This window comes from Fibrisoma limi BUZ 3, from assembly GCF_000296815.2.
GTDB lineage: Bacteria > Bacteroidota > Bacteroidia > Cytophagales > Spirosomataceae > Fibrisoma > Fibrisoma limi.
In genome coordinates this window covers 52,240-65,035 of record NZ_CAIT01000010.1, presented here as the reverse complement: position 1 = coordinate 65,035, position 12,796 = coordinate 52,240, and the positions used below count along the sequence as shown (strand labels likewise).

The 12,796-nt window shown below is 50.1% G+C and carries 9 protein-coding genes; all 9 read right to left on the bottom strand.

The window, feature by feature from the left end:
- Positions 1 to 56: 56 nt before the first annotated feature.
- The 9 genes from BN8_RS28335 to rplA all read right to left on the bottom strand — a co-directional run bounded on the left by BN8_RS28335 (position 57) and on the right by rplA (position 12,773).
- Positions 57 to 947, bottom strand: coding sequence for an aldose 1-epimerase family protein (locus BN8_RS28335; RefSeq protein WP_009285384.1), 891 nt, complete (start codon positions 945 to 947; stop codon positions 57 to 59).
- A gap of 68 nt (positions 948 to 1,015) precedes the next feature.
- Positions 1,016 to 1,483, bottom strand: a complete 468-nt coding sequence (rpsG, locus tag BN8_RS28330; protein WP_009285383.1) for a 30S ribosomal protein S7 — start codon at positions 1,481 to 1,483, stop codon at positions 1,016 to 1,018.
- A 73-nt stretch (positions 1,484 to 1,556) separates the two neighbouring features.
- The gene (gene rpsL / locus BN8_RS28325; protein ID WP_009285382.1) at positions 1,557 to 1,982 is read right to left on the bottom strand and encodes a 30S ribosomal protein S12; all 426 of its coding nucleotides are present in this window, start codon (positions 1,980 to 1,982) and stop codon (positions 1,557 to 1,559) included.
- Between the two features lie 147 nt (positions 1,983 to 2,129).
- Entirely contained in the window at positions 2,130 to 2,450 is a 321-nt protein-coding gene (locus BN8_RS28320) for a DUF3467 domain-containing protein (protein ID WP_009285381.1), read from the bottom strand.
- A 72-nt stretch (positions 2,451 to 2,522) separates the two neighbouring features.
- Entirely contained in the window at positions 2,523 to 6,872 is a 4,350-nt protein-coding gene (rpoC, locus tag BN8_RS28315) for a DNA-directed RNA polymerase subunit beta' (protein WP_009285380.1), read from the bottom strand.
- A 103-nt stretch (positions 6,873 to 6,975) separates the two neighbouring features.
- Positions 6,976 to 10,848, bottom strand: coding sequence for a DNA-directed RNA polymerase subunit beta (gene rpoB / locus BN8_RS28310; RefSeq protein ID WP_040006993.1), 3,873 nt, complete (start codon positions 10,846 to 10,848; stop codon positions 6,976 to 6,978).
- A 247-nt stretch (positions 10,849 to 11,095) separates the two neighbouring features.
- On the bottom strand, positions 11,096 to 11,482 hold the full coding sequence (gene rplL, locus BN8_RS28305; protein ID WP_009285378.1) for a 50S ribosomal protein L7/L12: 387 nt from the start codon (positions 11,480 to 11,482) through the stop codon (positions 11,096 to 11,098).
- Between the two features lie 54 nt (positions 11,483 to 11,536).
- Positions 11,537 to 12,070, bottom strand: a complete 534-nt coding sequence (rplJ, locus tag BN8_RS28300) for a 50S ribosomal protein L10 (RefSeq protein WP_009285377.1) — start codon at positions 12,068 to 12,070, stop codon at positions 11,537 to 11,539.
- A gap of 4 nt (positions 12,071 to 12,074) precedes the next feature.
- Entirely contained in the window at positions 12,075 to 12,773 is a 699-nt protein-coding gene (rplA, locus tag BN8_RS28295; RefSeq protein WP_009285376.1) for a 50S ribosomal protein L1, read from the bottom strand.
- Between the last annotated feature and the right edge of the window lie 23 nt (positions 12,774 to 12,796).

The window sequence follows — 12,796 nt, the reverse complement described above, 5'->3', positions numbered from 1 at the left end:
ACTACGTCAGTCACATCATAACAAAAGACCCGGGCGAGTTCGCCCGGGTCTTTTGTTTACAGCAATATTTCTTCGGTGATTCGGATGGAAAATGATGCATTAAATACGCCCCCCGCCCCGATGTGCTGAATCGCTTCTTTCTCCTGAATTGGCACTGGTTGTCCTTCGCTGTCGGCGCATCCAAGCCAGGGTTCAATACATACAAAAGGTGCGCCCGGTTTAGCCCAGATACCCAAGTAAGGAAAGTCGGCAAAATCGAGCGTGACTGCTTTGCTATGTTTCCAGCTTTTGAGAGAAACCTGACGGGAGTTCAACGATTTGAAAACAAGCGCATCCTGATCAAACAAATGTTTTGTTAGTGGCAGTCGCGTATCTTCAGCTTCCAGCGCAACAGGACGGGTTTCGCCCGTAAACAATCCGGCTGATGACAAAACATGAGTATGCAATTCCTCTTCTTTATCGAACTCAATGAAGTAATCTTCGTAGTCCTCGTCTTCGTTAAAAGGTACACGAAAAGCGGGATGGGCTCCAACAGAAAAGTACATTGTCTGCTGATCCTCGTTTTGCACCCGGTACGTTACCTGAATGGTCGACTCGTTGAGTTCATAGATAACCTGAAATTCAAAACGATACGGGTAAGCAGCTTCTGTCTGGCTGTTTGACGTCAAAGAAAACACGGCATGTGATGTAGTAGATTCAACCAGCATGAACGTTGATTGACGCGCAAAGCCATGTCGTTCCATCGGGTAGCTTTTCCCCTGAATGTTCAATTGGTTGTTCAGGCAACCACCTACTATCGGAAACAGGTTCGGCGCGTGCCAGCCCCATACCGATGGATCAGCCTGCCAGAGGTGTTCGGTATTAGTCGGCTTATGAAAGATAGATGTCAGTTCAGCGCCTTTTGGCCGGATACTAACCCTGAGCTGGTCGTTTTCTAAGGTCGTCATACCTCACAAAACTACAAAAGCCATCCAATGTTGGATGGCTTTTGACAGTTAATCTATGAACAGGCTGATTAGAACCGGAAGTGCGAGAACGCCTTGTTTGCTTCTGCCATACGGTGCGTATCATCTTTCTTCTTCACAGCAGCACCTTCACCTTTTGATGCAGCAATGATTTCAGCAGCCAGTCGGTCTACCATTGTTTTTTCACCCCGCGAACGAGCATAGCGGATCAGCCATTTCATGCCTACCGAGACTTTCCGATCTGCCCGTACTTCGGTGGGTACCTGAAACGTAGCACCACCAACGCGACGGCTCTTAACTTCGACCGACGGCATAACGTTGTTCAACGCCTTCTTCCATATCTCCAGGCCATTGTCGTTTGTACGCTTAGCCACAACCTCAAGGGCATCGTAGAAGATAGAGTACGCAAGGCTTTTCTTGCCCTCGTACATCAGGTTGTTCACAAATTTGGTTACCAGGACCTCTTTAAACTTAGGGTCGGGTAACACGTAACGCTTGGGCGGTTTCGCCTTTCTCATTGTGTCTTCAGATTTTTGGTCTTACTCTGAACGTGTCCATACTTCATCTTCACGCCCAGTCAGATTTTGTTAATTATTTCTTTTTACCTTTTGCTGGCGCACCTTTGCCGGCTGCCGGAGCCTGACCTGGTTTCGGACGTTTGGCACCGTATTTCGAGCGGCTTTGCAGACGACCATTTACACCGGCCGTATCGAGCGCTCCACGTACAATGTGGTAACGAACACCCGGCAGGTCTTTCACCCGGCCTCCGCGGATCAGCACGATTGAGTGCTCCTGCAGGTTGTGGCCTTCGCCAGGAATGTAGGCGTTAACTTCTTTGTTGTTCGACAACCGTACCCGAGCTACTTTGCGCAGCGCTGAGTTCGGCTTTTTAGGCGTCGTTGTGTACACACGCGTACACACACCCCGACGTTGAGGGCAGGCGTCAAGAGCCGGAGATTTCGACTTAAACTCCAGTTTTTCACGGCCTTTGCGTACTAATTGTTGTATGGTAGGCATACTTAATTTGGTTACAAAAAACAGTCTTCTCGAAATTTGAGGTGCAAAGATAGCGAAAAGTGGCTGAATGTCAATGCATGAGCTGGTATTTAGTACGTAGTCTGGAGTTATTATTCGATCAACTCAAACTATAAACCACAAACCAACCTACGCCTGCCCCACCGGCCCGCTAAAGCCTGAGGGAAAACGGAATGTATCCGTTGGCTGATTGATTCCGCCATACGCTTCTTCGTACCGACTAATGTTTTCACGCAGTGCATCCAGCAGTCGCTTGGCATGTTCCGGCGTCAGGATGATGCGGGCTTTTACTTTCGCCTTAGGAACACCGGGCATCAACCGAATAAAGTCCAGGATGAACTCACTGTTGGAATGGGCAATCATGGCCAGATTGGCGTAAATACCTTCAGCGATTTCTTCGGTTAGTTCGACGTCAATCGAACCCTCATTGTTAGGTTCTTGCGTATTCATGTTGAGGTAGGTTTATAAAAAAGGGTCAGGCCAACTGGCCTGACCCTACTTTCTACTCTATTTAGGCTAACCTTACACTGTTGCCCGGCGCTTGCTACGTGCAAACTGCTCGCGCGATTCGGTAATGGTATCCAGTTCCTCTTTCGAGCCGACAATGGCTTGCTGATAGCGACGGATCCCCGTACCGGCCGGCACCAGGTGCCCAACGATGATATTCTCTTTCAGACCATTCAGCGTATCCTGCTTACCCCGAATCGAGGCTTCGCTCAATACCTTGGTGGTTTCCTGGAAGGACGCGGCTGACAGGAAGCTGTCTGTACCCAACGACGCCTGCGTAATACCCAGCAACGTTGGTTGCGATACGGCAGCCATAGCGTCACGTACTTGTACGAGCGCCATATCCCGACGTTTCAGGCTTGAGTTCTCATCGCGCAGACGGCGTGACGATACAATCATACCCGGCTTCAGGTTCTCAGAATCACCTGCATCGACAACTACCTTCGCATCGAGCACTTTATCGTTCTCTTCGCGGAAAGCCCACTTATCGACCACCTGGCCTTCGAGGAAGTTGGTATCCCCTGAGTCGATGATCTCAACTTTTTGCATCATCTGACGCACGATGGCTTCGATGTGCTTATCGTTGATTTTCACACCCTGTAGTCGGTACACTTCCTGAATCTCGTTCACCAGATACTCCTGAACCGCTGTTGGTCCTTTGATTGCCAGGATGTCGCTCGGCGTAATAGCACCGTCCGACAGCGGAGCACCAGCCCGTACGAAGTCATTGTCCTGTACAAGGATAAACTTCGACAGCGGCACAAGGTACTTCTTCCGGGTACCGTCTTTCGATTCGATGTAGATCTCACGGTTACCACGCTTGATCGTACCGTACGTTACGACACCGTCAATCTCACTCACAACAGCCGGGTTCGACGGGTTACGTGCTTCGAACAATTCCGTTACCCGTGGCAGACCACCCGTAATGTCACGAGTTTTACCAACGTTACGCGGAATCTTCGCGAGTGGCTGACCAGCTTTAATAGACTGACCCTCTTTTACAACCAGACGTGATCCAACTGGTAGGTTATATCCCTTCTGTACCTGACCGTTACCGGTTTCATCAAGGTGCAACAGCAGTGTGCTGGTGCCACTCACAACGATGGCCGGGTTCTTGGTCTTGTCGCGGCTTTCGATAATCACTTTCTCCTGGAAGCCTGTCTGTTCGTCAAACTCCTCACGGTAAGTGATACCATCTTCAATCGCGTCAAAGGTCAGCGTACCTGTCAGTTCGGATAGAATTACGGCGTTGTATGGATCCCAGGCGCAAATGTCGTCGCCTTTCTTCACCATGTCGCCATCCTTCACCCGCAGGAACGCACCATAAGGAACGTTGTTGCTGATATAAATCTGATTGCGGTCTTCCGGATTTACAATCCGAACTTCGCCCGAACGGCCCATAACGACCGTTTGCGGGTTTCCTTCGTTGTCTTCCGATTGAACCGTCCGCATTTCTTCAAACTCGATGAGACCGTCAAACTTGGCTTTAATCGAGGCATCAACGGCGATGTTTGACGCGGTACCACCAACGTGGAACGTACGCAGTGTCAACTGGGTACCCGGTTCACCGATCGATTGTGAGGCAATCACACCAACCGCTTCACCAATATCGACCATCCGGCCCGTTGCCAGGTTTCGGCCGTAACACTTCGTACATACACCCTGGCGTGATTCACACGTCAGCACTGAACGGATCTCAACCGTTTCGATGCTGGTTTCATCGATAGCAGCCGCAATTTCTTCGGTAACTTCTTCACCAGCGCCTACGATCAACTCCTTCGTCAGCGGGTCGTATACATCGTGTACAGTTGTGCGGCCCAGAATACGTTCTGACAGCGGCTCAACGATATCCTCGTTGTCTTTCAGTGCCGAAATCTGGATACCCCGCAGTGTACCACAATCTTCTTCGGTCACGATCACGTCCTGCGCTACGTCGTGCAGACGACGCGTCAGGTAACCGGCATCGGCCGTTTTCAACGCCGTATCGGCCAGACCTTTCCGGGCACCGTGCGTTGAGATGAAGTACTCCAATACGTCGAGACCTTCTTTGAAGTTCGACAGAATCGGGTTTTCAATGATTTCGCCGACGGAGCCTTGCAGGTTTTTCTGAGGCTTAGCCATCAGACCCCGCATACCACCCAACTGACGAATCTGCTCCCGCGAGCCACGAGCTCCTGAGTGCATCATCATGAAGATTGAGTTGAAACCGCCCTGGTCAGCTTCTAACTGCTTCATCAACGTCTCCGTGATCCGTGAGTTAACGCGCGTCCAGATGTCGATAACCTGGTTGTACCGCTCGTTTTCCGTAATCAGACCCATCAGGTAGTTCTGCCATACACCTTCTACTTCCTGCTTCGCTTCTTCGATCAGGCCGTTTTTAGCTTCTGGCACCTTCACGTCGCTCAAGCCGATCGACAGACCGCCTTTGAACGCCATCTGGAATCCAAGTTCTTTAATTTCGTCGAGGAACTGAGCCGTACGGGCACCACCTGAAATTTTGAAGATCAGCGCAATGATTTGCTGCAGCTTCTTCTTCGTCAGCAGTTCGTTGATGTAACCAACCTCTTCCGGCACGGCCTGGTTGAACAACACCCGACCCGCAACCGTATCAATCAGTTTAGTCACCAGCTCGCCTTTTTCGTCCCGTACTTTCAAACGGCACTTGACGTTGGCGTGCTTCGACACTTTGCCCTCGTTAATGGCAATAATCACTTCTTCGGGGCCATAGAACGTCATGCCCTCGCCCAGCACTGGATACTCCGGCGTAGATTTACGGCCTTTCGTTACGTAGTACAGACCCAACACCATGTCCTGCGACGGTACCGTGATCGGCGCGCCGTTGGCAGGGTTCAGAATGTTGTGCGAGGCCAGCATCAGCATTGACGCTTCCAGAATGGCTTCCTGTCCCAGCGGTACGTGAACAGCCATCTGGTCACCGTCAAAGTCAGCGTTGAAGGCCGTACAGACGAGCGGGTGAAGCTGAATCGCTTTCCCTTCGATCAGTTTCGGCTGGAACGCCTGAATACCCAGGCGGTGCAGTGTCGGAGCACGGTTCAGCAGAACAGGGTGGCCTTTCAGTACGTTTTCCAGAATGTCCCAGATAACAGGATCTTTCCGGTCAACGATCTTCTTCGCCGATTTTACCGTCTTAACAATACCCCGCTCGATCAGCTTCCGGATAACGAACGGCTTGAACAATTCAGCCGCCATGTCCTTCGGCAGACCACACTCGTGCAGTTTCAATTCAGGACCAACGACGATTACTGAACGACCTGAGTAGTCAACACGCTTACCGAGCAGGTTCTGCCGGAAACGGCCCTGCTTACCTTTCAGCATGTCGGACAGTGACTTCAGCGCCCGGTTACCTTCCGAACGGACAGCGTTCACTTTCCGTGAGTTGTCGAACAGCGAGTCAACAGCTTCCTGCAACATCCGCTTTTCGTTACGCAGAATTACCTCAGGCGCTTTGATTTCGATCAGGCGTTTCAGACGGTTGTTCCGGATGATTACCCGACGATACAGGTCATTCAAATCGGACGTAGCGAATCGGCCACCATCGAGAGGCACCAAGGGGCGCAGCTCAGGCGGAATTACCGGCACCATCTTGATTACCATCCACTCCGGTCGGTTCTCAATACGGCCATTGGCTTCACGGAAGGCTTCAACAACCTTTAACCGCTTCAGCGCTTCAGCTTTCCGTTGTTGTGACGTATCGGTAGCAGCCGCGTGACGGAGTTGGTACGATAGTTCGTCCAGCTCCAAGCGAGACAACAGCATCTCCAGCGCTTCGGCCCCCATCTTCGCGATGAATTTGTTTGGGTCCTTATCATCGAGGTGCTGGTTCGTGCTGGGCAGCTTGTCAATAATATCCAGGTACTCGTCTTCTGTCAGGAAGTCAAGTTCTGAGATCCCATCGGCGGCTTTGATACCCGGCTGAATAACTACGTACCGTTCGTAGTAGATAATCTGGTCAAGCTTTTTGGTCGAAAGACCAAGCAGATAACCGATTTTGTTCGGTAAGCTGCGGAAATACCAGATGTGCGCAACCGGCACAACCAGTTCAATATGACCCATCCGCTCCCGACGAACCTTCTTCTCGGTTACTTCTACGCCACAACGGTCGCAGATGATGCCCTTATAGCGGATACGCTTGTATTTACCGCAGTGACACTCCCAGTCCTTCACAGGCCCGAAAATGCGCTCACAGAACAAGCCGCCCATTTCGGGTTTATAGGTCCGGTAGTTAATCGTCTCCGGCTGTGTCACCTCGCCGTAGGAACTCTCCAAAATTGACTCTGGCGACGCCAGACTGATCGTCACGCTGGCAAAGTCGCTATTGAGTTTTTTGTTCTTTTTGAACGACATTGGTTGGAGGTTTGATTTTTATTAAAAGGAGGAAGAGAGGAAAGGAAGAAGGGAGGAAAGGGACACAAGATCCTTACTCCTTCCCTCCTTTTTCCTTTTCTCCTTATTCCAAGGTAATCTCAAGCGCCAGACCGCGCAACTCGTGAACAAGTACGTTGAACGATTCCGGAATATTCGGCTTCGGCAGGTTTTCCCCTTTAACGATAGCCTCATATGCCTTCGCACGACCCACAACGTCGTCGGATTTCACCGTCAGGATCTCCTGCAGGATGTTCGAAGCGCCGAATGCTTCCAGCGCCCACACTTCCATCTCGCCGAAACGCTGACCACCGAACTGCGCCTTACCACCCAACGGCTGCTGCGTAATGAGTGAGTACGGGCCAATCGAACGGGCGTGCATCTTGTCGTCTACCAAGTGACCGAGTTTGAGCATGTAAATGATACCAACGGTTACTGGCTGGTCGAAGCGTTCACCCGTCAGACCATTGTACAGATACGTCCGGCCAAACGACGGCAGACCAGCCGCGTCAAGCTCATCGGCAACCTGCTGCTCGGTAGCTCCATCAAAGATTGGCGTAGCATACTTACGGCTCAGTTTTTGACCAGCCCACGCCAATACTGTTTCATAGATCTGACCAAGGTTCATCCGGGAAGGTACACCAAGTGGGTTCAGTACGATATCCACCGGCGTTCCGTCTTCGAGGAACGGCATATCTTCGTCACGAACGATCCGGGCAACAACCCCTTTGTTTCCGTGACGACCGGCCATCTTATCCCCTACCTTCAGCTTCCGCTTCTTGGCGATATATACCTTGGCCAGCTTAACAATACCTGCTGGCAGCTCGTCTCCAACTTCCAGCGTAAAGCGTTCGCGCTTGAAACGGCCCGTAATTTCGTTACGCCGGTTGTTGTAGTTCTTCACCAGTTGAATCACCATCTGGTTGACTTTGTAGTCATCCGTCCAGCCTTCCAGGTTCAGGTCGGCCAGCAGGTTCACTTCTTCCGGTACAGCGTAGCTGCTTTCGTCGCGGTATGGGTTACGATCAGGGAATAGGTTATCCGTAATATTCTTACGGTTAAACTTAACGCCCTTACTCATAATCTCATCACCAAACTTATGACGGATGCCCTGGCTGGTTTTACCATCCAGCAAAGTCACCATCTTCTCAATCATCCGATCGCGGAAGGCAGACAGTTCACGACCGTATTTCTTCATGAGGGCTTTCACCTCATCCTTATGCTTACCCCGGTCTTCTTTCGAAGGCCGCGAGAACAGCTTCGTATCAATAACAACGCCTTTCAATGACGGTGGTGCTTTCTTGGAAGCATCCTTCACATCACCGGCCTTATCACCGAAAATAGCCCGCAGCAGTTTTTCTTCCGGCGTCGGATCGCTTTCTCCTTTCGGTGTGATCTTACCAATCAGGATGTCGCCTTCCTTCACCTCCGTACCAACGCGGACAATACCATTTTCATCGAGGTTACGAACCGTTTCTTCCGATACGTTCGGTATTTCAGAAGTCAGTTCTTCCTCACCTCGCTTCGTATCCCGAACTTCCAGTTCGAACTCTTCTATGTGGATTGATGTGAAGATATCTTCACGAACAACCCGCTCAGAAATCACAATGGCGTCCTCGAAGTTGTATCCCTGCCAAGGCATGAAAGCAACCTTCATGTTACGGCCCAGCGCCAATTCACCGGCCTGCGTGGCGTACCCTTCACAAAGCACATCACCTTTTTTCACCTTCTGACCTTTCAGGACAGTCGGCTTAAGGTTAATGCAAGTATCCTGGTTTGTCCGGCGGAACTTAATCAGATTATACGTCTTGCGATCTTCGTCGAACGTGATAGCCAGTTGGTCATCATCAAGATTATACCTGACGATAATCTTGGTTGAATCAACAAATTCAATTTCGCCATCAGCCTCGGCAATTACCAGCGTCCGTGAGTCGACAGCTACGCGACCTTCAAGACCTGTACCTACGATTGGTGCTTCCGGACGTAGCAGCGGCACAGCCTGACGTTGCATGTTCGATCCCATCAGGGCCCGGTTCGCATCGTCGTGCTCCAGGAACGGAATCATCGACGCAGCGACCGACACAATCTGGTTCGGCGCAATGTCCATGTACGTCACGTTCGACGGCTCAGCCATTGGGAAGTCGCCTTCAAAGCGGGCCTTCAGACGATCGACCTGGAAATTACCATTAGGATCAACACCGGCGTTGGCCTGTGCGATATAATGCGAATCTTCTTCTTCGGCTGTCAGATACATCACTGGCTTCTCAACTGCCACCTTACCGTTTTCAATCACCCGGTATGGTGTTTCGATGAAGCCCATGCTATTGATTTTCGCGTACACGCAGAGTGATGAAATCAAACCGATGTTCGGTCCTTCCGGCGTTTCAATCGTACATAAACGACCATAGTGCGTATAGTGAACGTCGCGAACTTCGAAACCTGCCCGCTCACGTGACAGACCACCAGGGCCTAATGCCGACATACGACGCTTGTGCGTTACTTCGGCCAGCGGGTTGGTCTGGTCCATGAACTGCGACAACTGGTTCGTACCGAAGAACGAGTTAATCACCGACGACAGCGTCCGGGCGTTGATCAAATCAACAGGCTTAAAGTCTTCGTTATCGCGAACGTTCATCCGCTCCTTGATCGTCCGGGCCATACGGGCCAGACCAACGCCAAACTGAGCGTATAGCTGCTCACCTACTGTCCGTACGCGACGGTTGCTGAGGTGGTCAATGTCGTCAACAACGGCTTTCGAGTTGATCAAACCAATCAGGTACTTTACAATAGAGACAATATCCTCCGTTGTCAGCACCTTCATATCTGCCGAAATATCCAGACCAAGTTTCTTGTTGATTCGATAACGACCTACATCACCAAGGTCATAACGCTTATCTGAGAAGAATAAGCTTTGAATGATCTCGCGTGCAGTTTGCTCGTCCGGAGCATCAGCGTTACGTAACTGCCGATAGATTTGCTCAACAGCTTCTTTTTCAGAGTTTGAGCTATCTTTCTGCAGCGTATTATAGATGATGTTGTAATCGGCCATGTTCATGTCTTCCTTATGCAGGATGACTGATTTCTGACCAGAATCCGTAATAGTGTCAATATCGTCGGCCGTAATGGCTGAATCACGTTCCAACAACACCTCATTACGGCTAATTGATACTACCTCCCCCGTATCTTCATCCACAAAGTCCTCTGTCCACGTACGTAGTACCCGGGCGGCCAACCGACGGCCTATTGCCTTTTTCAGGTTTGCCGGCGTTGCTGGTACCTCTTCAGACAAACCGAATAGATCAAGAATGTCTTTATCTGAGCCAAAGCCAATAGCACGTAACAGCGTCGTTACCGGGAATTTCTTTTTCCGGTCAATGTACGCGTACATGACATTGTTGACATCCGTAGAAAATTCAATCCACGATCCTTTAAAAGGAATAATACGGGCTGAATACAGTTTTGTACCGTTGGTGTGCTTACTCATAGAGAAGAACACACCCGGAGAGCGGTGCAATTGTGAAACAATCACGCGCTCTGCTCCGTTAATGACGAAAGAGCCTTTCTCCGTCATGTACGGAATGTTACCCAGGAACACCTCCTGCTCAATTGTCTCAAAATCCTCGTTATCGGGATCATTGTTCGACAGGCGCAGTTTGGCTTTCAAAGGCACTGAATACGTTAATCCCCGGTCAATGCACTCATCTACTGAGTATTTTGGCGGATCAACTGAGTAGTCAATAAATTCCAGCACGAAGTTTTCGCGAGAGTCCGTAATCGGAAAGTTCTCTTGAAAAACTTTGTAAAGACCTTCCTGCGAACGGTGATCCGAAGGTGTGTCGAGCTGGAAAAAATCTTTGAAGGATTTTACTTGAATATCCAGAAAATCAGGATACCCAATCACTGGCTGAATCGTCGCAAAATTTTTGCGTGTACTGTTGGTTTTCGCGTTTGTAGCCAAGATTGTGCTTCGTTTAGTTGCGTAACCGATTCTATATGAGCGCATTACGTAGTATTGTCAATGCGCTAGATTAAGCGGCCGTTCAGACCCCAGGCGTCACCCACCCAAAGGGGCGTAAAGGCGTAACGTATTTCTATAAAAATTAGTTTGTCATATACAAGTGTATAGACAAAAAGTCTCCAAACAGGAAAAGACCTGACGTTGGCCAGGCCTCCCCTGCTTGGAGTAGTATACGAGAAGCAGCTGCTTACTTAACTTCTACTTCAGCACCAGCTTCTTCCAGTTGCTTCTTCAGCGCTTCGGCTTCGTCTTTCGCTACACCTTCTTTAACAGGCTTCGGTGCACCGTCAACAAGTTCTTTCGCTTCTTTCAGGCCCAGCCCCGTCAGGTCTTTCACCAGCTTAACAACAGCCAGTTTACCAGCACCAGGAGCTTTCAGGATAACGTCGAAAGACGTCTTCTCGGGAGCAGCAGCAGCCGCTTCGCCACCACCTGCAGCACCGCCAGCTACCATTACAGGAGCCGCAGCAGCCGGCTCGATACCATACTCGTCCTTCAGGATAGCAGCCAGTTCGTTAACTTCTTTCACCGTCAGGTTTACGAGCTGCTCAGCGAACGCTTTCAAATCTGCCATTTTAGTATTCTTGATTAGATTGTGATACAATGTTGGTTGATAAATGTCGGATAATTAAGCGGCCTCCTCACGCTCCGACAGCGTTTTGAGGATACCAGCGATTTTGTTGCCACCGCCCTGCAGACCAGAAATAACATTCTTGGCAGGTGATTGCAGCAAGCCAATGATTTCGCCGATCAATTCCTGCTTGCTCTTCAACGCAATCAGCGTATCGAGCTGGTCAGCACCAATAAACAGGCTATAATCGATCGAAGCGCCCTTCAGTTGCAGCTTATCATTCGTCTTACGGAATTCTTTGATGAGCTGTGCCGGAGCCTTTTGGTTCTCAGGGTGAAACATCACGGCTGATTGCCCTTTCAGCACCGTATCATTGAACGGCGTGTAATCCGTATCCAGCGTTTCAAGTGCCTTTTTGATGAAGGTATTCTTCACCACTTTGTACTCGATTCCCCGCTCAAAGCACATGCGACGAAGTTGGTTGACTTCTGCAACCGACATGCCACTGGCTTCCGTGATATAGAAGAAGGGGATGGTTTGAAACTTACCAGCCAGTTCTTCAATGATCGTACCTTTTTCGTCCCGTGTCATGTCTTTATATTCCCGCTACTGTACCCTTGTCAATAGTTACGCTCGGACTCATTGTGCTCGACAAATAGATTGACTTCACGTATGTACCTTTCGCCGATGAAGGCTTAAGACGCATTAACGTAGCAATCACTTCCTGAGCATTTTCAGCCAATTTGTCCGGCGTAAACGATACCTTACCAATGCTCGTGTGAATGATCCCGGTTTTGTCAACCTTGAAGTCGATTTTACCAGCTTTCACCTCGCGAACAGCTTTACCAACTTCGAGCGTTACCGTACCTGATTTAGGGTTCGGCATCAGCCCACGCGGTCCCAGTACCCGACCCAGACGACCAACTTTGGCCATTACGTTCGGCATCGTGATAATCACATCAACGTCCGTCCAGCCTTGTTCAATCTTCTGAATGTAATCATCCAGACCCACGTAGTCAGCACCTGCCTCCTTCGCTTCGTTCTCCTTGTCCGGCGTGCACAGCACCAGAACGCGCACCGTTTTACCTGTACCATGGGGTAGCGTCGCAACACCACGCACCATTTGGTCAGCTTTACGCGGGTCAACGCCTAACCGAACGTCAATATCCACGGAAGCATCAAACTTCGTATACGAAATCTCCTTCAGAATACCGGCTGCTTGTTCCAGCGAGTATTCCTTAGTACCATCGTATTTTGATTGTGCTTCCTTTTGCTTCTTCGTTAACTTAGCCATTTTTGTAAATTGCCTCGGCAAGT